This is a genomic window from Oricola sp. (assembly GCF_965230365.1).
Classification (GTDB): Bacteria; Pseudomonadota; Alphaproteobacteria; order Rhizobiales; family Rhizobiaceae; genus Oricola.
Genome location: NZ_OZ246003.1, coordinates 3,095,783 through 3,122,179, shown reverse-complemented (window position 1 = coordinate 3,122,179; position 26,397 = coordinate 3,095,783). Strand labels below are relative to the sequence as shown.

General features: G+C 62.9%; 23 protein-coding genes and 1 other annotated feature. Of the genes, 11 read left to right on the top strand and 12 right to left on the bottom strand.

All coding sequences use genetic code 11. The features are described 5' to 3' along the window. Positions 1 to 14: 14 nt before the first annotated feature. From ACO06R_RS15165 to ACO06R_RS15140, 6 genes are all read right to left on the bottom strand, one after another. Complete coding sequence (locus tag ACO06R_RS15165) at positions 15 to 548, bottom strand: hypothetical protein (RefSeq protein WP_421851713.1); 534 nt, start codon at positions 546 to 548, stop codon at positions 15 to 17. An 86-nt stretch (positions 549 to 634) separates the two neighbouring features. Next, a complete protein-coding gene (locus ACO06R_RS15160) occupies positions 635 to 1,522 on the bottom strand; it encodes an alpha/beta hydrolase (RefSeq protein ID WP_421851709.1) in 888 nt (295 codons plus the stop codon). 146 nt (positions 1,523 to 1,668) lie between these two features. Next, positions 1,669 to 2,154, bottom strand: coding sequence for a 30S ribosomal protein S9 (rpsI, locus tag ACO06R_RS15155; protein ID WP_421851706.1), 486 nt, complete (start codon positions 2,152 to 2,154; stop codon positions 1,669 to 1,671). Between the two features lie 5 nt (positions 2,155 to 2,159). Further along, entirely contained in the window at positions 2,160 to 2,624 is a 465-nt protein-coding gene (gene rplM / locus ACO06R_RS15150) for a 50S ribosomal protein L13 (protein WP_421851703.1), read from the bottom strand. A gap of 249 nt (positions 2,625 to 2,873) precedes the next feature. After that, positions 2,874 to 4,040, bottom strand: a complete 1,167-nt coding sequence (locus ACO06R_RS15145) for an iron-containing alcohol dehydrogenase (protein WP_421851700.1) — start codon at positions 4,038 to 4,040, stop codon at positions 2,874 to 2,876. A gap of 175 nt (positions 4,041 to 4,215) precedes the next feature. Then, positions 4,216 to 4,650, bottom strand: coding sequence for a PaaI family thioesterase (locus tag ACO06R_RS15140; RefSeq protein WP_421851698.1), 435 nt, complete (start codon positions 4,648 to 4,650; stop codon positions 4,216 to 4,218). Between the two features lie 92 nt (positions 4,651 to 4,742). On the opposite strand from ACO06R_RS15140, the gene ACO06R_RS15135 reads away from it, so the two are divergent. The 10 genes from ACO06R_RS15135 to ACO06R_RS15090 all read left to right on the top strand — a co-directional run bounded on the left by ACO06R_RS15135 (position 4,743) and on the right by ACO06R_RS15090 (position 14,040). After that, on the top strand, positions 4,743 to 5,555 hold the full coding sequence (locus tag ACO06R_RS15135; protein WP_421851695.1) for an enoyl-CoA hydratase: 813 nt from the start codon (positions 4,743 to 4,745) through the stop codon (positions 5,553 to 5,555). A 142-nt stretch (positions 5,556 to 5,697) separates the two neighbouring features. Beyond that, entirely contained in the window at positions 5,698 to 6,057 is a 360-nt protein-coding gene (locus ACO06R_RS15130; RefSeq protein ID WP_421851692.1) for an SRPBCC family protein, read from the top strand. 290 nt (positions 6,058 to 6,347) lie between these two features. Further along, positions 6,348 to 8,750: a molybdopterin guanine dinucleotide-containing S/N-oxide reductase gene (locus tag ACO06R_RS15125; protein WP_421851689.1), complete on the top strand. Its 2,403-nt coding sequence runs from the start codon at positions 6,348 to 6,350 to the stop codon at positions 8,748 to 8,750. A 20-nt stretch (positions 8,751 to 8,770) separates the two neighbouring features. Then, complete coding sequence (locus tag ACO06R_RS15120; RefSeq protein WP_421851686.1) at positions 8,771 to 9,061, top strand: rubredoxin; 291 nt, start codon at positions 8,771 to 8,773, stop codon at positions 9,059 to 9,061. A gap of 94 nt (positions 9,062 to 9,155) precedes the next feature. After that, positions 9,156 to 9,587, top strand: a complete 432-nt coding sequence (locus tag ACO06R_RS15115; RefSeq protein ID WP_421851683.1) for a VOC family protein — start codon at positions 9,156 to 9,158, stop codon at positions 9,585 to 9,587. A 7-nt stretch (positions 9,588 to 9,594) separates the two neighbouring features. After that, positions 9,595 to 10,335 (top strand): GNAT family N-acetyltransferase, encoded by a 741-nt coding sequence (locus ACO06R_RS15110; protein WP_421851679.1) that lies wholly within the window; start codon positions 9,595 to 9,597, stop codon positions 10,333 to 10,335. A gap of 48 nt (positions 10,336 to 10,383) precedes the next feature. After that, positions 10,384 to 10,839 (top strand): SRPBCC family protein, encoded by a 456-nt coding sequence (locus ACO06R_RS15105; RefSeq protein WP_421851675.1) that lies wholly within the window; start codon positions 10,384 to 10,386, stop codon positions 10,837 to 10,839. Between the two features lie 886 nt (positions 10,840 to 11,725). Next, the gene (locus ACO06R_RS15100; protein WP_421851672.1) at positions 11,726 to 12,244 is read left to right on the top strand and encodes a CoA-binding protein; all 519 of its coding nucleotides are present in this window, start codon (positions 11,726 to 11,728) and stop codon (positions 12,242 to 12,244) included. 107 nt (positions 12,245 to 12,351) lie between these two features. Beyond that, positions 12,352 to 13,638: an O-acetylhomoserine aminocarboxypropyltransferase gene (locus ACO06R_RS15095; protein WP_421851669.1), complete on the top strand. Its 1,287-nt coding sequence runs from the start codon at positions 12,352 to 12,354 to the stop codon at positions 13,636 to 13,638. Between the two features lie 111 nt (positions 13,639 to 13,749). Then, positions 13,750 to 14,040, top strand: a complete 291-nt coding sequence (locus tag ACO06R_RS15090; RefSeq protein WP_421851666.1) for a hypothetical protein — start codon at positions 13,750 to 13,752, stop codon at positions 14,038 to 14,040. A gap of 18 nt (positions 14,041 to 14,058) precedes the next feature. On the opposite strand, the gene ACO06R_RS15085 is transcribed toward ACO06R_RS15090, so the two are convergent. The 6 genes from ACO06R_RS15085 to ACO06R_RS15060 all read right to left on the bottom strand — a co-directional run bounded on the left by ACO06R_RS15085 (position 14,059) and on the right by ACO06R_RS15060 (position 23,700). After that, a complete protein-coding gene (locus ACO06R_RS15085) occupies positions 14,059 to 15,321 on the bottom strand; it encodes a cytochrome P450 (RefSeq protein ID WP_421851664.1) in 1,263 nt (420 codons plus the stop codon). Between the two features lie 54 nt (positions 15,322 to 15,375). Beyond that, complete coding sequence (locus ACO06R_RS15080; protein ID WP_421851661.1) at positions 15,376 to 16,233, bottom strand: universal stress protein; 858 nt, start codon at positions 16,231 to 16,233, stop codon at positions 15,376 to 15,378. 15 nt (positions 16,234 to 16,248) lie between these two features. Beyond that, positions 16,249 to 17,733, bottom strand: a complete 1,485-nt coding sequence (locus ACO06R_RS15075) for a SulP family inorganic anion transporter (RefSeq protein WP_421851658.1) — start codon at positions 17,731 to 17,733, stop codon at positions 16,249 to 16,251. Between the two features lie 65 nt (positions 17,734 to 17,798). After that, positions 17,799 to 17,851: a sequence feature (sul1 is cis-regulatory element that is thought to sense ions involved in sulfur or methionine metabolism; They are found in Alphaproteobacteria), on the bottom strand. Between the two features lie 739 nt (positions 17,852 to 18,590). Continuing rightward, on the bottom strand, positions 18,591 to 18,881 hold the full coding sequence (locus tag ACO06R_RS15070; RefSeq protein ID WP_421851655.1) for a GIY-YIG nuclease family protein: 291 nt from the start codon (positions 18,879 to 18,881) through the stop codon (positions 18,591 to 18,593). Between the two features lie 155 nt (positions 18,882 to 19,036). Beyond that, positions 19,037 to 19,825, bottom strand: coding sequence for a hypothetical protein (locus tag ACO06R_RS15065; RefSeq protein ID WP_421851652.1), 789 nt, complete (start codon positions 19,823 to 19,825; stop codon positions 19,037 to 19,039). A gap of 68 nt (positions 19,826 to 19,893) precedes the next feature. After that, positions 19,894 to 23,700, bottom strand: a complete 3,807-nt coding sequence (locus ACO06R_RS15060) for a vitamin B12-dependent ribonucleotide reductase (protein WP_421851649.1) — start codon at positions 23,698 to 23,700, stop codon at positions 19,894 to 19,896. 810 nt (positions 23,701 to 24,510) lie between these two features. Here ACO06R_RS15060 and ACO06R_RS15055 point away from each other — a divergent pair. Next, positions 24,511 to 26,385, top strand: a complete 1,875-nt coding sequence (locus tag ACO06R_RS15055; protein ID WP_421851646.1) for a methyl-accepting chemotaxis protein — start codon at positions 24,511 to 24,513, stop codon at positions 26,383 to 26,385. The last annotated feature ends 12 nt before the right edge of the window (positions 26,386 to 26,397 follow it).

Here is a 26,397-nt window from a genome sequence, read left to right as displayed (position 1 = left end):
ATGGTGAATGCAGCCTAGAAAACCGGCTCGCCCATCGCCGCCAGCAGTTTGTGCGCGCCCTTGGAGACCGAGCGGCGGCGGTCGTCGGCAAGCGCCCGCACGCGCGCCACGATCTGCGGCTTCAGCGTGGCGTCGGTTTTCGTCCAGGTCTCCAGCGTCTTCATGCTCATGTTGAGCGCGATCCAATCGTCTTCGCAAAGAAGGTTGCGGACGACGACCGCCTTGGCCCTGGCTCGCTGGGCGTCGGTCAGCCGGCGGTCGTGTTCGAGGAAGATCTGCGCCAGCGTCCATTTGGCCGAGGGCTGGTCGATCTCGGCGACTTCATCAAGCAATCTGTCGGCGTATTCGGCGAACAGGTCGGGGCGTTCGCGGAACACCCGCCGGCAGGCATTCGACGTGCGCAGCCGCACCAATTCGTCGTCGCTGCCATAGCAGTCATAGAGATCGGCCATGCGGGCCCGGTCGGCGAGAACTTCGGCGACGACTTCGAGGGTTCGGCCAAGCGAATTGGGTTTGCCGCCGGCGAGCATGAGGCGAAACGGTTGCATGGCTCAACAAGAGCACGAACCAGGGTGGAAACAAAGCGGGGCGGCTTTACCGCCCCGAAGGCTCCTGACATTTGCGGGCAGTCGCCTCAGTCGAACATGCCGATCCATTCCAGTGTCGTCGGGACCATCTTCTCGTCCAGCGTCGCCGGGCCGGAGAATGCGTCCCAGACGTGGTCGGTCTCGAAAACGACCAGCCGCTCTTTGCCGTCGTGATAGTCGATCAAAAGCTGGCCGGACGCCGGCTGAGGCGCGACGACCGTGTCCTTGGAGCCGACGATGACCTGCAACGGACCGTCATAGCCGGCGAGTGCGGCCGCGGTGCTTGTGACGGCGAACTCGTGGTAGAAGGCCGCATTGAGCACGGTTTCCGGGCCCCAGGGCAATGTGGCGGTGATCGGCGTGTCCGCGTCGCTGGCAAGCGCGGCGGTCACGTTCTCGGCACCGAGAATGCCGATATAGGTCTGCATCGGATTGACCACCGGCGCCCACAGCGTCACCGACTTGACCTCCGGGCGCTCTTCGGCGGCGTGGCCGGCGACCAGCCCGCCCTGGCTCCAGCCGACAATGGCGATGTTCGAGCCGTCGACTTCCGGGTTCTCCTTCAGCCAGTCGATCGCCGCAACCGCGTCGGTCACCTGGCCGGAGAAGGTCGTGTCGGCCCATTCGCCGCCGCTTTCGCCGGAACCGCGAAAATCGATCCTCAGGCTGGCATAGCCTGCTTCGGCGAGCAGCCGAGCGGTGCGCGAAAACACGCCTTCCTCGGTGTCCTTGACCGGCAGTTCGTCGCGCGATCCGGTAAAACCATGCAGCAGCAGCACCACCGGCGCGGCGTCGCCGGCCGGCGTTTCCAGCGTTCCGACGACGGTCTGGCCCGCGACCTCGAAGGTCACCTCGGTTTCAGCGGCGCTCAGCGGCGTCAGCGTGGCGGCAAGCGCCAGCGCGGCGGCCGGGATCAGAAGTGTTCTTTTATGCATTTTCGTATTCCCCTCAATTAAGCGCTTTGATTGTTGCCTGAACCGAAGGGGGTGTCCATCGCCTGCCGATACCGGGATCGCCAACAGGCAAAAAAAGCCCCGGCCGGGGCCGGGGCTGCATGGTACGGCGAAACGCGTGGTTTCGCTTAGCGTTTGGAGAACTGGAACGACCGGCGGGCTTTCGCCTTGCCGTATTTCTTGCGTTCCACGACGCGGCTGTCGCGGGTCAGGAAGCCGCCCTTCTTGAGCACGCTGCGCAGCGACGGCTCGTAGTAGGTCAGCGCCTTGGAGATGCCGTGGCGCACGGCACCGGCTTGGCCGGACAGGCCGCCGCCGGCAACGGTGGCGTCGATGTCGTACTGGCCGGCGCGGTTGGCGGCGACGATCGGCTGCTGCAGGATCATCTGCAGGACCGGACGGGCGAAGTATTCGGTGAAGTCCTTGCCGCCGACGGTGATGCGGCCGGTGCCCGGCTTGATCCAGACGCGGGCAACCGCATCCTTGCGCTTGCCGGTGGCATAGGCGCGGCCCTGGGCGTCGAGCTTCTGGACATGCACCGGTGCTTCCGGCGCGTCGTCTGCGGCGACGGCGGCTGCTTCGCCGAGTTCTTCGAGAGAGTTCAATTCAGCCATGGTCGTCAGGCCACTTTCTTGTTCTTGGAGTTGAGGGCGGCGATGTCCAGCGCTTCGGGCTGCTGGGCTTCGTGCGGGTGTTCGGTGCCGGCATAAACACGCAGGTTCTTCATCTGGCGGCGTCCGAGCGGGCCGCGCGGGATCATGCGCTCAACCGCCTTTTCGACGACACGCTCCGGGAACCGGCCGTCGAGCAACTGTTCGGCGGTGCGTTCCTTGATGCCGCCCGGATGGCCGGTGTGCCAGTAGTAAACCTTGTTGGCGCGCTTGCGGCCGGTGAACACCACCTTGTCGGCATTGATGACGATGACATTGTCGCCGTCATCGACATGCGGGGTGTAGGTGGGCTTGTGCTTGCCGCGCAGGCGCGTGGCGACGATGGAAGCGAGGCGGCCGACGACGAGACCTTCAGCGTCGATCAGCACCCATTTCTTCTGCACGTCCGCAGGTTTCTGCGAAAAAGTCCGCATCGGGTTGTTCCTTGTTTCTGATCCCCGGCGGCCGGGCCGTTCGGGGCTTTTCTTGTTGCTTGAATTGCGGACCGCATCGGCGGGAAGCCGCAAAAATAATGGCGCGCCAGAGCCTGTCTGACGCGCGTGACGGCCTCTTAGGCGGGATTCTTAAAGCAGTCAAGTCGTGTTTTGAATGCGGCCTAGAAGAATAGTATAAAAATCAATAGGTTATGAAGGCGGTATTATTTTACCGCTTTCTTTGATCGGCTACGCCGCCTGTTTCAGCGGCAGCGCCATCATCATCGCGGCGATTTCGTCGAGATCGTCACAAGAGATGGGGCAGGCGGCGTTCTGCGACATCGAGTGGTTGGCCTCGCTCTTCATCGCAACCGCCAGGTCCGCAGTGGAGACGTTGGCGCAGACATCCGGCAACTGCTGGTCGATTCCGCAGGCTTGCAGCAGCGCCGAATAGACCTGCGGCAGCTCGTCGGCTCGTGCCGCGCCGCCGAGCGCCTGTGCGGCGAGCGCATAGTTGTGCGCGCCATCCGGGCGGCGCACCAGCCAGGGAAGCGTGACGTCGAGCGCCAGCCCGGTCGCCAGGCCGTGATGAATGCGCGACAGCGAGCCGAGCGCATGGCTGATATTGTGGCCCATATGGGTGTTGCAGTTGTGCAGCGCGAGACCCGCCACCATGCTGCCCCACAAGACGCGCCCGCGCGCCTGAATGTCCGTGCCGTCGGCGACGGCGCGCGGCAGGGCGTCGGCCAAAATGCCGAGCGCCTGGATGCCATACATCAGCCCTGAGGCGTTGGTCTTGCGCGCGGTCGACGCTTCCAACGCGTGCGCGACAGCGTCGATGCCTGTCCAGGCCGTCAGATGCGCCGGCAGGCTCACGGTCAGTTCCGGGTCGAGGACCGCATGCGCGAACATCATCGCCTCGTCCCAGTACCAGTTCTTGGTGCCGTCACCGGCGGAAACGACCGAGGTGCGCGTCACTTCCGAGCCGGTGCCGGCAGTGGTGGGCACGGCGATGGCGGGCAAGCGGTCCGCCGGCAAGGCGCGCGCGCTCAGCGCGTAGTCCGCCGCCGGATTGCCACTGCGCGCGATGGCCGCGACCAGCTTGGCGGCGTCCATGGCCGCACCGCCGCCAATGCCGACGACAACCTGCGCATTCATGCGTCGTGCGTGGTCGGCGAGGCTGTCGATCAGCGCCTCCTTCGGTTCGCCCGCGACATCGGCGGCGACCTCGCAGCCGATGCCGGCCATGTCGAACGCGCGCGCGATGCGGTCGGTGACGCCCAGTTCCGCCAGTATGGCGTCGGCGACGACCAGCACCGGCCCATCCGCCAGTTGTGCGGCTATCGCGGGCAATTCCGCGACACGGCCCGCGCCGAAACTCACCGTGGGAACCCGGCCCATATCGAAATGCTGCATCCCGACCCTCCAAACGGCGCCGGCCGGACAGTGCGGGACGGCGTACCTTCCAAGATTGAAGAGCGCCCATTCTCATTGCCGGGCCGTGCCGGCCCACCCGAACGGCGACGCGTCGTGTCGAATTGCAAACAAAAGGCGGGTTGGAGGGCTGCTGGCGGGCCCGTGGACCTTGGTCCTACCGCGGCGGCACGGAGTAGGTCAGCGAGCCCTGGGCGATGATGTTGTCTTCGTGATCGGTGATCAGCGCGTCGACCACGGCAAGCCTCTGGCCGCACTTCAGAAGCCGGCATGTGCAGAAAAGCGGCCCCGGTTTGGCCTTGCGCATGAAGTTCAGATGCACGCTCGTCGTAACGCTCAGCGCCTTCAGCCCGACATGCGCCATGATGACGAAATAGGCGCTGATATCGGCGAAGGTGAAAAGCGCCGGGCCGGAGACCGTGCCGCCGGGCCTGAGGTGCCGGTCGGTCGTGTCGAGCCGCATCACGATCTGGCCGGGCGCAAGATCGTGGATCGAGAACACCCGCCCGTCCTGGTGAATCTGCGGAAACTCGGTCTCGGCGAATGCCTCGAGTTCCGCTGCGGTGACGATCGGTTCGAGTTTTTCGGCCATGGGGTTCCCAAATCCCTTCGAGGTTCTTCTTGCCCGCGGCTTTGCAGCGCTGCTAGGTTCCGCGTCAAGCCGACCATAGCCGGAGAAAGAATATGTGCGCCACACCCGCGCTGGTGGAAAACCCACTCGTCACCCGCGACCTCAATGGTCTGGTGCTTCGCCTGACCCTTTCCAACCCGCCCGCCAATGCGCTGTCGATTGCGATGATGGAAGCGCTGTCGGCGGCACTGGAACTGGCGCGCACCGACGATGCGGTGCGGGTGATCGTGATCGCGGCCGCCGGCAAGGTGTTCTGCGCCGGCCACGACCTGAAGGAACTGACGGCGCATCGCGGCGACGAGGATCGCGGCCGTTCGTTCTTCGACAAGACCATGCGCATGTGTTCCGAACTGATGCAGATGATTGTCACCCACCCGAAGCCGGTGATCGCCGAAGTGGACGGGCTGGCGACGGCGGCCGGCTGCCAGTTGGTGGCGTCCTGCGATCTGGCGATCTGCACCGACACGTCGGGCTTCTGCACGCCGGGCGTCAATATCGGCCTGTTCTGCTCCACGCCGATGGTGGCGCTGTCGCGCAATGTGCATCGCAAACAGGCGATGGAGATGCTTTTGACCGGCGAGACCATCGACGCTTCTACGGCGCGCGAGTTCGGCTTGGTCAACCGCATCGTGCCGAAGGAGTATCTTGGCCAGGTTGTGCAGAAATATGCCGAGACGATTGCGGCCAAGTCGCCGCTGGTGCTGAAGACCGGCAAGGAGGCATTCTATCGGCAAGCCGAGATGAGCCTGCAGGAAGCTTATGATTATTGCGCCGAGGTGATGGTCGGCAACATGCTCTATCGCGATGCCGAGGAGGGGATCGGCGCCTTTCTCGACAAGCGCAAGGCCCACTGGACGGGGGAATGAGGTCCGCCTAACCGACCGCCGCAAGCCGGTCGCCGGCAGCGCCGACGAGCGCGGGCCGATGTCCCGGCGCAGGCTCTCCTGACAGAATGCCGTCAGCGGGCCACTGATATTGTGTTCCCACAAACCAAGGGGAACGCATCCGATGATCTATCACGAACACACACGCTCGATCGACGCCACGCCGGAAGAGGTCTGGTCCGTGCTCGGTCGCTTCATGCATATCGACGAGTTCGCGCCTGAGGTGAAATCGGTCGACGCGCTGACGGACGGCGCCGACGGCAGGGGATCGAAGCGGCGGTGCCACTTCGAAAACGGCACATCGCTGGTGGAAGAGGTGATAGATTGGCAGGCCAATCGCGGTTACACGGTCCGCCTCTCCGAAATGGCCGCGATGCCGCTGCGCGAGGCCAATGCCGGCATCGCGATCGAGCCGCTTGCCCGGGGGCGGTCGAAAGTGCGGCGGGGCATGCAGTACCGCGTCAAATACGGGCCGCTCGGGTAGCTCATGGGCCAAACCATGATGAAGGCGATGATGGGCAAGGTCATCGACGACAATCTGAAGGGCCTGGCCGACAAGGTCGTCGCGAACCGGCATTCGGCTTGACCGCACAGCTTGCAAAATCTCTCGCCAGACAGCTGCGTAATCTGCCTGTCGTTGATATCCGTCATGGTTCGATTTACCGCACTGTGAGAAATTGCCGGAGAGGTGCCGCCGCATCCATCTGGCGGACGATCAGACGGCACCGCATCACTTCGACGGCAATTGCATCAGCTTGGTGGGAGACTGCAGGCATGACCCGGTTTGACGTGCGCATGGGACTGACCCGAAGAGAACTTCTGCAAGGTGTGGCGGCGGCGGGATTGACCGCCTCGGTTCCCGGGCTCGCCCGGGCCGGTTCCTCGGACATCAAACGTATCCTGACCAATTCGCACTGGGGCGCTTTCGAGGCGACGGTGAAAGGTGGGCGGATCACCGATGTCACGCCGTTTTCGGCCGATCCCGTGCCGTCGCCGATGGTCTACAACTTCCCGGAGCTGGTGCATGACCGGACCCGGGTCGCGCAACCCATGGTGCGGGAAGGGTGGCTGAAATCGCGTGAGCGCTCCAATGGTATGGAGCGCGGTCGCGAGCCGTTCGTCCCGGTCGATTGGGACACGGCGCTCGGACTGGTGGCCGACGAACAGCAGCGCGTCCGCGAACTCTACGGCGCCGAGGGTATCTTCGCCGGTTCCTACGGATGGGGCAGCGCCGGGCGGCTGCATTACGCCAGCATCCTGACCAACCGGTTCTTCGCCAAGGGCGGCGGCTATGTCGACAGTGTCGGAAACTACTCCTACGGCGCCGGCATGATGCTGCTGCCGCATGTGTTGGGCTCCAACCAGGCAATTGGCGGTCCGGTGACATCCTGGTCGGTGATCGAGGCACACACCAACCTGGTCGTTCTCTTCGGCGGCGCCGCCTTCAAGAACGGCCAGATCAGCTGGGGCGGAACCGGCGCGCACACGACCGAACCGGCGATGCGCGCGGCACGCGCCGCCGGTGTCGAATTCATCGCAGTCAATCCAGTACAGGAGGAGGACGCGCGCGCTATCGATGCCGAGTGGTTGCGCATCCGCCCGAACACGGACACCGCGCTGATGCTGGCGCTGGCACAGGAACTGGTCGCGACCGGCCGCGCCGACGAGGCATTTCTCGATCGCTACACCGTGGGCTGGCCGCAGGTGCGGGCCTATCTTGCCGGCGCAAACGATGGCGTGCCGAAAACCCCGGAGTGGGCGGCGGCAATCACCGAAATAGATGCCGGCCGCATTCGAGCGCTGGCAGGGCAAATGGCGGACAGCCGCACGATGATCATGACATCGTGGTCGCTGCAGCGCGCCGATCACGGCGAGCAGACCTGGTGGGCCACAATTCTGCTGGCCAGCGTGCTTGGGCAAATCGGCCTTCCGGGCGGCGGCTTTGGCTTTTCCTACACATCGACCAACGGCATCGGCTCGCCGGTGACGCGGCACGCCATCCCTGTCGCCGCGCGGGGCCGCAACCCGCTCAGGCGCTCCATCCCGGTCGCCCGGATCGCCGACATGCTGCTTTCGCCCGGCGAGACCTTCCAGTTCAACGGCGAGGACAGGACCTATCCGGAAATCCACTATGTCCACTGGGCCGGCGGCAACCCGTTCCACCACCATCAGGACCTGGCCCGGCTGACCCGGGCCTGGGCTGTGCCGGACACCATCGTCGTGCACGAACCATGGTGGACGCCGACGGCGCGGCGTGCCGACATCGTACTGCCCGCCACCACGACACTGGAGCGCAACGATATCGGCGCCTCGCATCGCGACCGCTGGCTGATCGCCATGAAGCAGGTCATCGACCCGGTCGGCCAAGCCCGCAACGACTTCGACATCTATGCCGATCTTGCCGAGCGGCAGGGCTTCCGATCCGAGTTCACCGAGGATCGCGACGAGATGGGCTGGCTCAGGCATCTGTGGGAAAAGGGGCGCGAGCGGCTCGCCCTCGACGATGTCGCCCTGCCGGATTTCGACACGTTCTGGGAGGCAGGTGCGGTAGAACTGCCGGTGGGAGATGCGGGTTACGTGTTCCTCGCCGACTATCGCGGCGATCCGGAGGGGTTCTCGCTGCGCACGCCATCGGGCCGGATCGAGCTTTTCTCGGAGACCATCGCCGGCTTCGGTTATGATTGCTGTCCCGGCCATCCCGCATGGCTGGAGCCGCGCGCGTGGCTTGGCGCGCGCGACGGCGCGCAGTTGCACCTGATTTCGAGCCATCCGAAGTGGCGGTTGCACAGCCAGATGGACAACGCCCCGCTTGCCAAGGCAGCGAAGATCAACGGGCGCGAGCCCATCATGATCAATCCTGAGGACGCCGCCGCGCGCGGTATCGCAGCCGGTGACATTGTGGAAGTCTTCAACGAGCGCGGCCGGATGCTGGCCGGCGCCAATGTCACCGATCACGTCCGTCCCGGTGTCGTTGTGGTCTACGAAGGCGCGTGGGTCGACCACGATCGCGACCTTGGCTTCGACCGCCACGGCAATCCGAACATGGTGATCGAGGACCAGGGTACATCGCGGCTCGGCCAAGGCTGTGCGGCCCAGACCTGCCTCGTGTCATTGCGCCGCTTCGGAACCGATGCGCCGGCGGTGACGATCTATGACCCGCCGGCGATTGTTGGCTAGCACAAAAGGAGGCCCGTTCCGTGATCCATATCCCGTCCCGCCCGGCGCTCTGGACGCGCCGCAAGTTGATCCGCACTGCCGGTGTTCAGATACTGGCAGCACCGGCTTTGATCTTGTCGGCAAGGCATCCGGTTCTCGCACAGGGCCGCGACCCGATGCGCGCGATGAAATGCACCGAGGATCAGTGCGGCTATACCTACGATCCGCGCATCGGCGATCCCGAGGGCGGCATTCCGCCCGGCGTCTCTTTCGATGATCTGCCGGCCGACTGGGTTTGCCCCGAATGCGGCAACGAACTGCGCTATTGGTGAGCACGCCGGGTCTCGTCTTTGTGGACAAAAGAGGATTGTCTTTCGGCGGCTGGTCCCCTAGTGTGTTCGCTCTTTGTTCACGGAGGCAAAAGCCATGGCGTTCGACCCGCGCATCACCATGATCACGCTCGGCGTAGCCGATATCGCGGCCTCGAGCGCGTTTTACGAGCGCATTGGATTTACGAAGTCTTCGGCTTCCAATGACGCCGTCACATTCTTTTGCCTCAAAGGCACGGTGCTCGGCCTGTTCGGGCGCGATGCGCTGGCCGCCGATGCAGGCGTCGACGCGACCGGATCGGGATTCAGAGCCGTGTCGCTGGCGCACAATCTCGACAGCGAGGCCGATGTGGATGCGGCGTTCGAACACGCGCTTGCCTGCGGAGCCAGGGAAGTCAAGCGGCCGGAGAAGGTGTTCTGGGGCGGTTACTCCGGCTATTTTGCCGATCCCGACGGACATCTTTGGGAACTGGCCTTCAATCCATTCGCGGCGAATGATACCGACGGGTTCATGCAACTGCCGGAGTAGACGCTTCATGTCGGATACGGACTTCTGCTGGCGCGCCGAGATGGCATGCCGCGCCGCCTGGCCGGCGGACGAGGAGGTGGCAGTCGCGGGATTGGCTCTGCGCCGCTCGGGCGGCACGATCCGCCGCACCAACTCGGCCAATGCGCTGCGCGGCGCGCCGGCGCTCGACGACACGACGATCGACCGGATTGAGGAGTTTTATCGCGGCCATGGTCAGGGGCCGCGTATCCGGCTGATGAGCATCGACGGCCTTGCCGCCGATCTGCTGGAAGCGCGTGGCTATGAAGCAAATGGACATACGCTGACCCTGCATGCGGGATTGGACGAACGGCATGACGGTTTGGGCGAGGAGGCATCGAAGTCCAGCGGCCCAACGGATGCGTGGCTTGCGGCGCGCGACCGCATCGCTGTTTCCGACGGCACGACCTTTCGCCGGATGCTGTCGTTGATTGAGAGCGAGACGCTGTTTTCGGCAAGTTTCGAGGAGGGCGAGATCGTGTCCATTGCCTATGGCGTGATCCATGATGGCCTGCTTGTCATCGAGTCGGTTGCCACGCAGGCGCACAGCCGCGGGCGTGGCCTGGGCAAGCGCACGGTCGGCGCGCTCATGCGCTGGGCTCGCGAAAACGGTGTCCGCAGCGCGGTGCTGCAGGTGGTCGGTTCCAACGAGCCGGCGCTCGCACTCTACCGTTCACTCGGTTTCGACCGCCAGCTCTTTGACTACCGATACCTTGCGCTTGCGGCCTGACCGTATAGCGACTAGACGCGCGGTGCGGCGATGCGAAGCAGGATGTCGATGAAGATCACCCATAGTTGCCATGTCGACGCGCCGATGGAGACCGTTTTCGACGCCATCGCTCATATCGACAAGTTCCGCAGGGCCGCGCCGCAAGTGGTCGGTGTGGAGTATCTGTCGCAGAACCGCCGTGGCGTTGGCGCCCGCTTCCGCGAAATCCGCAAGATGGGCAAGCGCCAGGCGGCCACAGAAATCGAGGTGACCGAATACGACCCGCCCAAACGGGTGCGGCTGGTCTCCGAGGCCGGCGGCGCGGTCTGGGACACGGTGTTTTCGGTCAGACCGGAATTCGGCGGCACGCTGCTTTCGATGGAGATGACGGCTACCGCGCGCAATCTCGTGCCGCGCATCATGCTACCGTTCATGAAGGGCGGCATCTCCGAGGCGATCGCCAACGATCTCGAGGCGGTCAAACACTGGTGCGAGGCCAATGCGGACGCAGACAAGTCCGCGTAAATCTAAACAGTCTCACGTTCAGCCGAAGTCATCTCGATTAACGGTGAGCTCTGCGGTTAACTCGAGTTCCCGACGCCCGTTGTGAAGAACGAGAATAGTCTCGAACTCCACGAGTAGTTGGTCGGGAACATTGTCTATCCCATCATCCGCGTGGAGGAAAACATCAATACGACAGATTGGCGGAGGTTCCGAGCGATTCTCCCACCCGGCGACAGGGACCGGTGGATCTATCACTCCCGTTTCCATGTGATCGAATTGATTCGAATCTACAACGACCTGCATAACAGATATCGATGATCGAAATGGAGTACCTGAAATTCGGACCTCGCGAAGGTCGAATGCGCTCCGACCCCAGTTGGCAATTCTTAGCTCAATATCTCCGATTTCGATATTGTCGTGATGTCTGGCAGACATTGTCGGAGGGGCGTCGCCGATTAGGTAGTCGGTCTGTCGCCGCATCTCGCTGAACTGCCGGTAAACGACACACGCTGTAATCAGAGCTGCTGCTCCCGCGGCCCATCCGCTCAGAGCACCGATCCACTCTCGAACGCAGTTCCGTTCAGCCGGGCCACAAAAAGTGAAGTCGGGACCGATGGTGCCCTGCAGCAACGCCCCGACAATCAATGCGAACGTCACTAGGACCGCGGTAATCGCCCAGTAACTAGTCCGGCGTTTCAACATCTGTTTCCTGTAGCATAGCCATTCGAACCCGGGCGACTAAAATCGCCTTGCCGCAACCGCGCGCAATCTCGTACCGCGCCTCATGCTACCCTTCATGAAGCGCGGCATTTCCAAAGCAATCGCCAACGACTTGCAGGCGGTGAAACAGTGGTGTGAGGCAAACCCGCCGGAAGACAAGCCTGATACGGAGTGATAAGGAGCGGTCATGGATCATGACGCTTATACCGACGCTTACATCGGCGGCATTCTCAATTCGGTGCGCACGATTGCCATTGTCGGGGCGTCGGCCAACCAGGTTCGGCCGAGTTTCTTCGTCACCCGGTACCTGATCGACAAGGGCTACACGGTGCATCCGATCAATCCGGGGCAGGCGGGACGCCAGATCCTCGGCCGCGAGGTCTATGCCAGCCTTGCCGATCTGCCGGAAGCGGTCGACATGATCGACATCTTTCGCGCCTCGTCCGCAGTGCCGGCGATTACCGACGAGATTCTGGCGATGCCGGTCCTGCCCAAGGTCGTCTGGATGCAACTGACGGTGCGCGACGATGCCTCTGCCGCGCGGCTGGAAGAGCGGGGTGTCAGCGTCGTCATGAACCGCTGCCCGAAGATCGAATATGGCCGCCTGTCCGGTGAAATCCGCTGGAACGGGGTAAACTCGGCGGTGATCTCGGCCCGCCGGCCGCAGCTTCGCTCCGGCTACCAGAGTTTTGGAATTCGCCGCTGAATTGAAACGCGTTTTCCGGATGCGGTGACTATGCGCAACAATCCTCTTTGACAGGCTGGCCTAAGCCCGCCACAAGGAATGCCGAGTTTACTCAGGAGGAACATTTCATGGCACAACGCGTACCGGGTTTCGAGACCCTTGCAATCCATGCGGGCGCGCAGCCTGATCCAGCGACCGGGGCCCGGATCACGCCAATTTTCCAGACCACGGCCTATGTCTTCAACGACACCGAACACGCCGCATCGCTGTTCGGCCTGCAGGCCTTCGGCAACATCTACACCCGTATCATGAACCCGACCCAGGCGGTTCTGGAAGAGCGGCTGGCCGCGCTGGAAGGCGGCACGGCCGCTCTTGCCGTTGCGTCCGGCCACGCCGCGCAGATGATCGCGCTGCACACGCTGATGACGTCCGGCGACAATTTCGTTTCCGCGCGTCAGCTCTATGGCGGTTCGATCAACCAGTTCGGCCATTCGTTCAAGAATTTCGGTTGGGAAGTGCGCTGGGCCGACGCCAAGGATCCGGCGAGCTTCGCCAGCCAGATCGACGCGCGCACCAAGGCGGTTTTCGTCGAGAGCTTTGCCAACCCGGCCGGCTATGTCACCGACATCGCTGCGATTGCCAAGGTCGCCCACGACGCCGGCGTGCCGCTGATTGTCGACAACACCATGGCCTCGCCCTACCTGCTTCGGCCGATCGAGCACGGCGCCGACATTGTCGTCCACTCGCTGACTAAGTTCCTTGGCGGTCACGGCAACTCGATGGGCGGCGTCATTGTCGACGGCGGCACCTTCGACTGGTCGGCTTCCGACAAGTTCCCGATGCTGTCGCAGCCGCGCGACGAATATGCTGGCGTGGTGCTGCACGAGACCTTCGGCAACTTCGCTTTCGCCATCGCCTGCCGGGTGCTCGGCCTGCGCGATCTCGGCCCGGCGATCGCGCCGATGAACGCCTTCAACATCCTGACCGGCATCGAAACGCTGCCGCTGCGCATGCAGCGTCATTGCGACAACGCGCTGGCCGTGGCTGAGCATCTCAAGGCACACCCGAAGGTCGACTGGGTCGAGTATTCCGGCCTTGCCGACCATCCGAACCACGCCATGCAAGAAAAGCTCAGCCCGAACGGCGCCGGAGCGGTGTTCACCTTCGGCGTCAAGGGCGGCTACGAGGCCGGCGTCAAGTTCGTCGAAAGCCTGGAGATCATCTCCCACCTCGCCAATATCGGCGATACGCGGACGCTGGTCATTCATCCGGCTTCGACCACGCACCGCCAGTTGTCGGACGAACAGCGCGCTGCCGCTGGCGCCGGCAACGATGTGGTGCGCCTGTCGATCGGCATCGAAAACGTTGCCGATATCATCGCCGACATCGACCAGGCGCTCGACAAGACCGGCTGAGCCAGCTGCGTCTTCACAATCGGTGGCGGGTCCGCCCGCCATTGACATACCGCAATTCGCCGCGCCTGCGCATCGGCTAGCCTCTACCCTGTCAAACCGGTGGAGGTCCCGATGCCGAACGTCTCCAGAGCGATCATCCTAGCCGCAGCGGCGTCGCTCGCCGCCACGCCGGCGCTTGCCCAGTCCTCCGATCCGGCTTGGCTGGACGAATTGTCCAACCAGTTGGCGGTCGAGAAGGATTGCGCGGTCGAATACTATATCAACATCCAGGAAGGACAGCTCGGCGCACGCCAGACCTATGAGGCGCGCGCCCAGTGCCGCGACGGTCGCCAGTTCGATGGGTTCCGCACCGAGCCGGAAATCCTGTTCACCATCGAGCAGTGCGGCGTGCAGGTCTGCTAGCAGAGCCCCCGCCAACATTCAGCCCGGCAGCACCGGCACCCGTTCCAACCCGTGGAAGTGGTAGATGTCGGCGTAGCGAAACGGCCCGTCGATCTTCAGCTCCGGCATGCGCTGGTACAACGCCGGTAGCGCCACCTGCATTTCCAAGCGGGCGAGCGGCGCGCCGATGCAAAAATGGATGCCGGCCCCGAAGGTGACGTTCTGGTTGTTCGGCCGGCTCGGATCGAACACCTCCGGCCGGGCAAAGCGGCGCGGGTCGCGGTTGGCCGCGCCCAGCATCAGGCCGATCCGGTCACCCGTCTTCAGCGCAATCTCGCGGCCCTCGGCCTCCAACACCATGTCTTCCAGCGCATAGCGGGTGAACATGTGCAGCGGCGCGTCATGGCGCAGGCATTCCTCCACCGTCGCTTCCGCCGCCTTGTCGTCGGCAAACAGTGCGGCCGGATCGATGCCGCTCTCGGTGACTGACTTCATCGCGTTGCCCATCTGGTGGACGGTCGCCTCGTGGCCGGCATTGAGCAGCAGCACCACGGTCGAGACCAGTTCGTCGAGCGTCAGCGTCTCGCCGTCCTCCTCGGCGGCGATCAGCGCCGTCAACAGATCGTCGCCGGGCGTCTTGCGGTGGCGGGCGATGTGATCGCGCAGGAATAAGTCGAAATCGCGCGACGCCGCGTCGGCGGCCTTCTTGTCGGCTTCGGACGGCGCCAGCACATACATGCGGCAAATGGCGTGCGACCATTCAAGCAGGCGCGGGCCCTCGGAAGCCGGCACGCCGAGCATGCCGCAGATCGTCACCAGCGGGATCGGCGTCGCGTAGTCGACCAGAAGTTCGAACGGCTTGTCGGGCGCAAAGCTGTCGATCAGTTTGTTGGCGAGCGTCGCGATCTGCGGGCGCAGCCGTTCGACCTGGCGCGACACGAAGGCCTTGTTGATCAGCTTGCGCAGCTTGGTGTGGCCGGGCGGTTCGAGGTTGAGAAGCGAGTGCGCCTCCACCGCGTCGAAATTGGCGAGCCCCGGTTCGGGCGGCGCCATGCCGAGTTCCTCGCGGCTGGCGACATGCAGGATCTGGCGGCCGAAGCGGCGGTCGCGCAGCAGCGCGTTGACCGTATCGAAGCCGAAGAAACACCAATGGCCGTATTGCTCCCAGACGCATGCCGGCGCGACGCGGTGCAATTCGGCATAGGCGGCATAGGGGTTCTGGACGAAGTCCGGGTCGTGTGGCTCAAGGCTCAGGCGGTCGCCGGAAAGGGCAAAGGAAGCGGGAATATCAATTTTCAACATGGCCGCTTCCTAGCAGCAGGTGGCCGCGATGCAAATGCCGGGCACTCCATGCCCCTAGCGGTAGAGCACGACCGGGATCCTGCAGGAGCGCACCATTTCCGATGTCGTCGAGCCGATGATCAGGCTGCGGATGCGGTTGTGGCCGTAGGCGCCCATCACCAGCATGTCGACGCCGTCCTCGTCGATGATCGAGGCGATGGCCTTCGCCGGCTCGCCGGCGAGCAGGCGGGGGCGGACGGTGTAGCCGGCGCCTTCCAGGATCCGCCTGCCGTCGTCGAGGCGCTTGGTGGTCTCGGCACTTTCCGCGCCGACGGTCACCAGCTGGCATTCCAGCCCGGCATAAAGCGGGCTGCGGGCGACGTGATCGATCGCCTTCATGCTGCTTGCGCCGCCGTCATAGGCGATCATGAAGCTCTCGATCGGCTTGAAGGCGCGCGAGGTCACGAAGACGGGCTTCGTCGCCGCGCGCACCACTCGTTCCAGATTGGAGCCGAGATGCAATTTGGCGAAATCGGCTGCCTCGCCGCGCTTGCCGATCACCAGCATCTCCGACTGCGCCTCGAATTCGCTCGCCGTTTCCGACACGTCGCCGATGCGAAGCAGGGTGGAGACATCGGCGACGCCGGCTTCGGCGAGACGCGCTCTGGCGTCGTCCAGAATGGCGCGGCCGCGCATCTGGGCGAGCTTGGCGCGGGTTTCGTCAAGCGCGCTGAGTTCCTTCAATAGTGCCGAGCGCGCACCGAGCGCGATGCTGCCGGAGAGATCGGCAGGTTCGCTGCCGGTGTCGCGGCGGCCGATGACGTGCAACAACGCGATATCCGATTGCGTGCGCCCGGCGATCCAGGCCGCGTGGTCGCAGACAGCCGCCGCATAGACCGAGCCGTCAATGAGGGCTGTGATTGTCGATGTCATGTCCGAAGTCTCCCCTCAGTGGCCCATCAGGCGTTCCATCGCGCCCGGCTTGTCGTGGATGCCAAGCCGGTCGACGATGGTCTCGCTGGCCGCGTTGAGGCCGACGATTTCGACATCCGCGCCATCGCGGCGGAACTTGAGCACGATCATGTCGAGCGCCGCAACGCTGGAAATATCCCAGATATGGGCGCGGCTGACGTCGATGACGACCTTCTCCAGCGCTTCCTTGAAGTCGAAGGCCGCCGTGAACGCCTCGGTCGAGGCGAAGAAAAGCTGCCCTTCGACACGGTAGCGCCGCTCACGCCCGTCCTCGGAGAGTTCGGAGGTGACGCGGAAGATCTGCGCGATCTTCCAGGCGAAGAACAGGCCGGACAGCAGCACGCCGACGCCGACGCCGATCGCCAGATTGTGGGTGAGGACGACGCAGGCCACCGTCGCCAGCATGACGATGGACGACGACCGCGGATGGGTTCGAAGCGACTGGACCGACGACCATGAGAAGGTGCCAATCGACACCATGATCATGATGGCGACGAGCGCGGCCATCGGAATGGCGCTGACCAGATCGCCGAGCACGACCACCAGGAACAACAGCCCGATGCCGGCGGTGAAGGTGGACAGCCGGCCCCGGCCGCCCGACTTCACATTGATGATCGACTGGCCGATCATCGCGCAGCCCGCCATGCCGCCGATGAAGCCGGTTGCGGTGTTGGCGATGCCCTGGCCGATGCATTCCTGGTTGCGGTCGGAAGGGGTGTCGGTCAGGTCGTCGACGATCTGCTCGGTCATCAGCGATTCCAGCAGGCCCACGGCGGCGACGGCGGCCGAATAGGGCAGGATGATCATCAGCGTTTCGAGATTGAGCGGGATGTCCGGGATCAGGAAGATCGGCAGCGTGGACGGCAGTTCGCCCATGTCGCCGACAGTGCGGACCTCAAGGCCGAGCGCCATCGCGACCGCCGTCAGGACGACGATGCAGACCAGCGGCGAGGGGACCGCCCGGGTGAGATAGGGGAACAGGTAGATGATCGCCAGGCCCGCGGCGACCATCGGATAGGTCAGCAGCGGCACGCCGATCAGTTCCGGCACCTGGGCGAGGAAGATCAGGATCGCCAGCGCGTTTACGAAGCCGGTCAAGACCGAGCGCGAGACGAAGCGCATCACCGATCCGAGCTTCAGAAGTCCCGCGCCGATCTGCAGCAGCCCGGCCAGCACGGTGGCGGCGAGCAGGTATTCCAGCCCGTGATCGCGCACCAGCGTCACCATCAGCACGGCGGTTGCCGCCGTTGCCGCCGAAATCATCCCCGGCCGTCCGCCGACAAATGCGATCAGCACGGCAATCGAAAAGGAGGCGTAAAGGCCGACCTTGGGATCGACGCCGGCGATGATGGAAAAGGCGATGGCTTCGGGAATGAGCGCGAGCGCGACAACCAGCCCGGAGAGCAGGTCTCCGCGCACATTGCCGAACCATTGTGCCCGGTAGGCGGCAAGTGAAGGCATGAAGAAGGGTTTCCGTGCGATTGCTGCGCCATACGGAGCGTGGCACAGGGGAGCTTGAGCAGAACGATTGTCCGGCAGAACGGCGGCCGGGAACACCCGGTGTGACACCGGGTCCTGGATGACTGTGCCCACCTAGCCCGAACCCGCCCGGCAGGCAACCGCCAAGACGCATGGCAGCCATGCGGGGGCCGGCGTTGAACGCGCGTGCGCCACCATCGCCGCGCCTCGTTTCCGAGACCGGATTGTTCATATTCTGGAAGACGGGCGGTCGAAGCATCGCAACGTCTTTTGAGTATAGCGATCCTCGGACCGCCCGCTCGGTGGTCTTGCAGCTTCGGTCGGCGGCCCGGAACGAAGTCCGGGAAAACAAGACTGCGCGCGCCGCTTCATGCCGCCCTGCCGTGGGGGTTCATCACCCAGGTGAGTGACCTGACACCGCCGCAGGCCCTTCGAGTTCCGCACTCGAAACGTTCCACTGGATCGTTTCGCCCGCTTGCGCGATACGTGCTTCACCTACGGGCGTTCGTCGTTCCAATCGACAACTCGTTGCCGATGGACCGACCTGCGGGCGAGCACTCCTCACCCCAGCAGGCACCGTCCCTCTTCCGGGCGGTCGGTTCTAGACCCGGCTTCCAAAAGAAGGCGGGAGTGATGGTAAGCGAGGTTTTGGGGCGGTGGACAAGTTTTTGCGAAAACGCCGGAATTCCGGGAATTGCGGCGGACTCGATCCAACGGCCCGGAGCGGGATGCCGGCGATTAGCCCGCATCAGATAGTGAAGGTCGTCATCCTAGGGCTTGACCAACGACAAGCGAAGCGCCGTCGTCGCGTTGGGATCCATTCCGTGCTCGCGGCGACCTCACCATGCGATACCGGAATAAAGTTCGTTCCATTCCGGGTTGATCGATTCGATCAGGTCGACCTTCCATTGCCTGCGCCAGCGCTTCAGCGACTTCTCGCGCTGGATAGCGTCGGTGATGTCGTCGTAATCCTCGTACCAGACCAGCCGGACAGCGCCGTAGCGAGCGGTGAAGTTCTTGGTGTTGATGCGCTGTTTGTGATCGTAGACGCGTTGCGAGAGGTCGGCGGTCACGCCGGTATAGATCGTGCCGTCCTTCTTGCTGGCGAGCATGTAGACATAGCCGCCCATCGCTCCAGCTTCATGGAATGGATCCTAGGGTCAAGCCCTAGGATGACGGAGTAGAGTATTAAGCTTAAAAGTTGACTTTGGTCACATGTAAAATTTCAAGAAACATAGCGTGAAACATAAAATTAAAATAATATCTAATAATGCCTACTTATATTTTAAAATGGGATTGGAAAACTATCTATTATATCACCTATTCGACGAAACTCGAATGACCTATACAATTTCTCTATTCTTTTTAAAAATACCTCATCACTATTCAACTTTTGGACGAAGCCATCTATACTAAACTCAGAGTACTTCTCCCCAAGACGTTCTTGGGTATCGTTAATTATCGACGCTATAGTTTCTGCGTTTATTGGGGTTGATTGTGTGTCAATTGAGGATTCGTTATTTTGTTCCAAATGACGAATTCTATTCTGCAGATCTAATATTACCTTATCTGATCCGGTTGCTGAGGCTTGCATTACTTTTCGAGTAACTGCTTGAGTTACCGGATTTGAGACTTCAAAATCGTCAGATATTGCGATTCGGCATTGCTCTCGAAGTTTTTTCTTAGCGTCTTCGATGCTTGCCCAGTCCTTTTTATCGAAGAATATTACGCTATGGCCAACATTGTCGAATGGCAGTTTTGTGCCTGTAGATGCTAAATGAACCGTGGCCTTCGCGGCTGCGTGACGTATTCCCAGCTCGTAAAAGGCATTTGGGTTTAGTTCCGACAAATCGGCGATTACAAGATCGCAATCGTTTATATCGGTAATTACTTTATCGGTGATCATACCCGGTCGGCTATCTTCGTCTGCCCGCCAGATATCTAAGTCCAATTCAGTTTCGACCGCAGGGCGAATAATCCCCTTCAATAGGAAATCGGCGTCCCGCCTAGTTTCGCTTCCAACGGATCCGATTGGGCCGATTACGAAGCATGTTTTCTTAGGGCTGTCAGTCATCTGAAAAAACTAAGTTCCCGCATCAATTCTTCTGATGCGGGAAGATATGCTAATGCTTTTTGTGCTCGCTAGCTACACCCTGACGTCGCGCCGCAGGTGTCGCACTTCAGGCAGGTGCCATTCCTGACCATGGTGAAGTTGGAGCATTCCGTGCACATGTCGCCGGTGTAACCCTGCGCCATCGCCCGCATGCGGCGGTCGGCCTGTAGCGCCTTCTCGTCGGCCTTGGCGTCGCGCTCGGCAGCCGGTGACAGGCCGGTGGCCGCGGCTTCGGCGGCTTCCGTGTCGGCGTCGTTTTCTGCCGCAAACTGGGCCTGCCGTTCCTCGTAGTCGCGCTTGAAGGCTGACGGCTCATCCAGCGGTTCGGCCTTCGGCGCCAGGCTGGTGCGCGCGGTGGCCGCCGCAATCGCCGTCACCGTGTTGGTGTTCGACGCGGTCGGCGCGACCGGCTTGCCGGGGGCTGATGCCGCCGATCCCACAGGCTCGCCGCCGGACTGGCTGCCGGTGACGACGGACAGCTTGTGGCCGCGCGTCCAGCCGGTGGAGACGGGTTGCGTCTTGCCGTCGGCGATGCCGCGGCCCATCGGGGTCGTCGAGAACTCCGACTGGTCGACATGGGCTAGGTCGTGGCGGGCGAGGTAGGACACCGCCAGTTCGCGGAACACATAGTCGAGGATCGACGTCGCCGACTTGATGGCGTCGTTGCCCTGGACCATGCCGGCCGGCTCGAACTTGGTGAAGACGAAGGCGTCGACATACTCTTCCAGCGGCACGCCATATTGCAGCCCCAGCGAAACGGATATGGCGAAGTTGTTGATCAGCGCCCTGAGCGTGGAGCCTTCCTTGTTCATGTCGAGGAAGATCTCGCCGAGCCGGCCATCGTCATATTCGCCGGTGCGAAGGAAGATGGTGTGGCCGCCGATCTTGGCCTTCTGGGTGTAGCCCTTGCGCCGGGTCGGCAGTTTCTCCTGCTCGCGCACCACCTTCTCGATGATCCGCTCGACGATGCGCTCGGTCACCTCGACGGCACGCGCGGCCGCCGGCGCCTGGACGATCGCCTCGATGGCGTCGTCCTCGTCCTCCTCGTCCTCGATCAGCGAGGCGTTGAGCGGCTGCGACAGCTTGGAACCGTCGCGGTAGAGCGCGTTGGCCTTGAGCGCCAGTTTCCACGACAACATGTAGGCCGACTTGCAGTCGTCGACAGTGGCGTCGTTGGGCATGTTGATCGTCTTGGAGATGGCGCCGGAAATGAAGGGCTGGGCAGCGGCCATCATGCGGATGTGGCTGTCGGTCGACAGGTAGCGCTTGCCGACCTTGCCGCACGGATTGGCGCAGTCGAAGACGGCATAGTGCTCTTCCTTCAGATGCGGCGCGCCTTCCAGCGTCATGGCGCCGCAAATGTGGATGTTGGCGGCCTCGATATCGGCCTTCGAAAAGCCGATGGCGGCCAAAAGGTCGAAGTTCATGTCGTCGAGCTGCTCGTCGGTCAGGCCGAGCGTCTCGCGGCAGAACTCTTCGCCGAGCGTCCACTTGTTGAAGGCGAACTTGATGTCGAAGGCGCTTTTGAGCGCGCCGTTGACGGCCTCGATCTTCTCGTCGGTGAAGCCCTTGGCCCTCAGCGCGCCCGGATTGACCGCCGGCGCCTGGTTCATGTTGCCGTGGCCGACCGCATAGGCCTCGATCTCGGCGATCTCCGCCTCGCCATAGCCGAGCGTGCGCAGCGCGGCGGGAACGGCGCGGTTGATGATCTTGAAATAGCCGCCGCCGGCCAGCTTCTTGAACTTCACCAGCGCGAAATCGGGCTCGATGCCGGTGGTGTCGCAGTCCATGACGAGACCGATCGTGCCGGTCGGCGCGATGACGGTCGCCTGCGCGTTGCGGTAGCCGTTCTTCTCGCCAAGCTCGATCGCCTTGTCCCAGGCGGCCTTCGCATGTTCGATCATCGCCGGATCGGGACAGTCGGCGGCCTTCAGCGGCACCGGGTTGACCGACAGGCTCTCATAGCCCTGGCCTTCGCCATAGGCCGCGCGGCGGTGGTTGCGCATGACGCGCAGCATGTTCTTGGCGTTCGGCTTGTAGCCGGGGAAGGGGCCAAGCTCGCCGGCCATCTCGGCCGACGTGGCATAGGAAATGCCGGTCATGATGGCGGTCAGCGCGCCGCAGATGGCGCGGCCTTCATCCGAGTCGTACGGGATGCCCGAGGTCATCAGAAGCCCGCCGATATTGGCGTAGCCGAGACCGAGCGTGCGGTACTTGTAGGACAGTTCCGCGATCTTCTTCGACGGGAACTGCGCCATCATCACCGAGACTTCGAGCACGATGGTCCACAGCCGCACCGTGTGCTCATAGGCATCGATGGCGAATGCGCCGGTCGCCGCATCGCGGTACTGCAACAGGTTGATCGAGGCGAGGTTGCAGGCCGTGTCGTCGAGGAACATGTATTCCGAGCACGGATTGGATGCACGGATGCGACCCTCAGACGGGCAGGTGTGCCAGTCGTTCATCGCCGTGTTGAAGTGGATGCCCGGATCGGCCGACGCCCAGGCGGCATACCCGACGCGCTCCCACAGGTCGCGCGCCTTGACGGTGCGCGCCACCTTGCCGTCGATGCGGTTGATCAGGTTCCAGTCGCCATCGGCCTCGACGGCGCGCAGGAACTCGTCGCGCACCGAGATCGAGTTGTTGGAGTTCTGGCCGGATACTGTGAGGTAGGCTTCCGAATCCCAGTCCGTGTCATAGGTCTTGAACTCGATATCGGTGTAGCCCTGGCGGGCGAACTGGATCACCCGCTTGATATAGTTCTCCGGCACCAGCGCCTTCTTGGCGGCGCGGATCTCGCGCTTCAGCGCCGGGTTGCGGGCCGGGTCGAAACATTCGTCATTGTCGGCCTCGCAATTGACGCAGGCCTTCATGACGGCGGTCATGTGCTTCTTGACGGTCTTGGAGCCGGTGACCAGAGCGGCGACCTTCTGCTCCTCGTTGACCTTCCAGTCGATGTAACCCTCGATATCGGGGTGGTCGACGTCGACGACGACCATCTTGGCGGCGCGGCGCGTGGTGCCGCCCGACTTGATGGCGCCGGCGGCCCGGTCGCCGATTTTCAGGAAACTCATCAGGCCCGACGACTTGCCGCCGCCCGACAGCCGCTCGCCTTCGCCGCGCAGTTCGGAGAAGTTGGAGCCGGTGCCCGAGCCGTATTTGAACAGACGCGCCTCGCGCACCCACAGATCCATGATACCGCCGTCATTGACCAGATCGTCGCCGACCGACTGGATGAAGCAGGCATGCGGCTGCGGGTGCTCATAGGCGGATTTCGATTTCACCAGCTTGCCGGTGAAGGGATCGACATAGAAATGGCCCTGGCCGGGGCCGTCGATGCCGTAGGCCCAGTGCAGGCCGGTGTTGAACCACTGCGGCGAGTTTGGCGCGACGCGCTGGGTGGCGAGCATGTAGGCGATCTCGTCGCGGAAGGCCAAAGCGTCTTCCTCGGTTTCGAAATAGCCGCCCTTCCAGCCCCAATAGGTCCAGGTGCCGGCAAGCCGGTCGAACACCTGACGTGCATCCGTCTCCGAGCCGTAGCGCTCGTCCTCGGGCAGTTCGGCCAGCGCTTCTTCGTCGGCGACCGCACGCCACAGCCAGGACGGGACGGAGTTCTCCTCGACACGCTTCAGACGAGCGGGTACGCCCGCCTTGCGGAAATATTTCTGCGCCAGGATGTCGGCGGCAACCTGCGAATACTGCTCCGGCACATCGATGTCTTCCAGCCGGAAAACGATCGAGCCGTTCGGGTTCCTGATCTCGCTGGTCGCCTTGCGAAACGCGATTTCCGCGTACGGGGACTGACCTTCCTTGGTGAAGCGGCGTTCAATGCGCATGCTAACCCCTATCCATCTATATATAGTGTTTTGTCCCCAGCCGCCCATAGGCCCGGACAAAGTCCACACAACCCCATTCGGCCCGTTGACACGGTCCGTCCCGCTTGGCCCCCGGCTCACCTTCGCGCACACCGGCGCTTGAAAAGCCAGAAACCTCAACTGTTACTGATTGCCGCCCGGTTCTTGCGGTGAATCGCTCCGGACAGGAGGATCACACTATCTTGTGGTTATGCTGGTTGCAAACACTAAATATAGAATTAACAAGCCAGCAGAACCCCAATTTCCGGGGGACGCACCCCTACCCAGACACACACGATCCCGTGTCCTGCGATGCACGAAAAATCGCGGTCGCAAGGCCGACATCCCGAACGAAAATGAAAAGCACCGGCAGAAGAAAAACATTCCGGCACGGCGACTCCTGTCACGTGACGTTCATAAAAAGCGACTCGCCCAATACGGTCAAGAGATAGATTTCCGCAAAACCGTTAACGCAATATGTTGTGCATGCCGATGTGGATGCCGGGGATAAACACCCCGATGGGATTGCGCCGGCACAAAGCCCGGAATTCCGGGATTTGCCGCTGTTGAGCGCAACCTGCAGTTTTCTTACGCAGCGTCATCGCGATTTTTACGACTTGTCGCCCCTCAGAATTCTTAACGAATGAGCGTTAGCGTCCGATTACCGCGAATTTCCTTTCGGCCACGGGAATGATTCTCCCGGATTGCGGCCCGCGCGGATGTCTCATCGAACAGTGCTGAATTGACGTTAAGACCGGCGCGTCCGCTGACCGGTCCGAGGGGAGAATTTTCATGAAGGACCGGCTTGCAGGCCTTTCGCTGACCTCGAAACTCGCGGCCGTCATGGTCGTCGCCAATATTCTCGGTATCGCCGCTCTTGCGGCCTTTTCCTGGAGCAATGAGACATCGGCTTACCTGGCCGCTGCAGAAGACCGGTGGTTGAAGGAAAGCGAACAGTTCGCCTCGATCGCCGCCGGCGGGATCAGATGGAACAAGCCGGACGTGGTGCGCGACGCATATACGCTGCATCGCGGCGATGCCTCACTCAACCTTGTCGGCTTCCTTGCGCTCAACAAGAACGGCGAAACCGTCGACAGCTGGGTCGCAGAGGGTGCCGGCGACGCGGCGCAGGGCGCACCTGCCGCCGAGGTGATCGATGCGGCCAATCAAAGCGAATCGCCGCAGACGGTCAGTGAAGCTTCCGGCGCGGTCTCCATCGTGGTGCCGCTTGCCAAAGACAAGCTCGGCAAAATCCCCGGCCATGTTGTCACGACATGGACGACTGCGCCGATCTACGTCCAGGCGCGCAACAACGCACTGATCCTGCTGGCCATCCAGTCGGTGGTCATCGTGCTGTCGCTGAGCCTGTTCCTGTTTGCGCTGCGCCGCCTGATCGGCACGCCGCTCAAGGCCATCACCACCAGTATCGAAACCATGCAGGCGGGCGACTACGGAAGCGAAGTCGCCTATCAGCAAAATGGCGACGAGATCGGCTTCGTGGCGCGCGCGCTCGACACGTTCCGCAAGGACACGATTGCCAAGCAGGCCGAGAGCGAGGCTGCGGAAAACGAACGCCGCGCCTTCGATACTGAACGCCAGCACAATGCAGAACGCTCGGAAGCAATCGCACAGGCGCAGACCGACGCGGTGTCCGAAATCGGCCGCGCGCTGGAAGTCGTCGCCGGCGGCGACTTCACGGCACGGCTGTCCGGGCTTGGCGAGGACTACGAGAAGATCGAGCGCGACTTCAATCGCATGGTCGAGGCGGTTGCCTCCACACTGGTCGATATCCGGTCGACATCGCTCGGCGTCGACGGAGCATCGGGTGAACTCGCCAAGTCGGCCGATACGCTGGCCAAGCGCACCGAGCAGACCGCCGCCGCGCTGGAGGAAACGGCTGCGTCGCTGCACGAGATGACAAGCCGCGTGCGCCAGTCTTCGGAACAGACGGCGGAAGCCGAAACAATGGTGGTCAAGGCCAAGAACGACACCGCGGCGTCCGCCGAGGTGATGCGCAACGCCATCGGCGCGATGGACCGCATCCAGGACTCGTCGTCGAAGATCGGCCAGATCATCTCGGTCATCGACGAGATCGCCTTCCAGACCAACCTTCTGGCGCTCAATGCCGGGGTCGAGGCCGCGCGCGCCGGCGATGCCGGCAAGGGTTTCGCGGTCGTCGCCCACGAGGTGCGCGAACTGGCGCAGCGTTCGGCCAACGCCGCCAAGGAGATCTCGCAGCTGATCGGCGCATCGAGCGAACAGGTCAATTCAGGCGTCAAGCTGGTCAACGAGACGGGCGATGCACTGCTGCAGATCGAAAGCCAGATCAGCGACATCAACGAGCGCATCCAGGCGACGGCGGCTTCTTACCGCGAACAGTCGACCGGGCTTGAGGAGATCAACTCTGCCGTCGTCAGCATGGACCAGACGACGCAGCAGAACGCGGCGATGTTCGAGGAAACCAATGCGGCCTGCCAGGACCTCCAGGCACAAAGCGAAGTGCTGAAGGACGCGATCAGCCGCTTCACGGTTCCGCATGCCGCCGAAGACACGCCGGCCCGCCAGGCGCCGGCACCCAGTTCCGCACCCAGGACGGCCGGCCCGGTGCCCGTCGTCAGCGGAAACACGGCCTTGGCCGTACAGCAGGACGATTGGGAAGAGTTCTAGAACGCTCTGCCG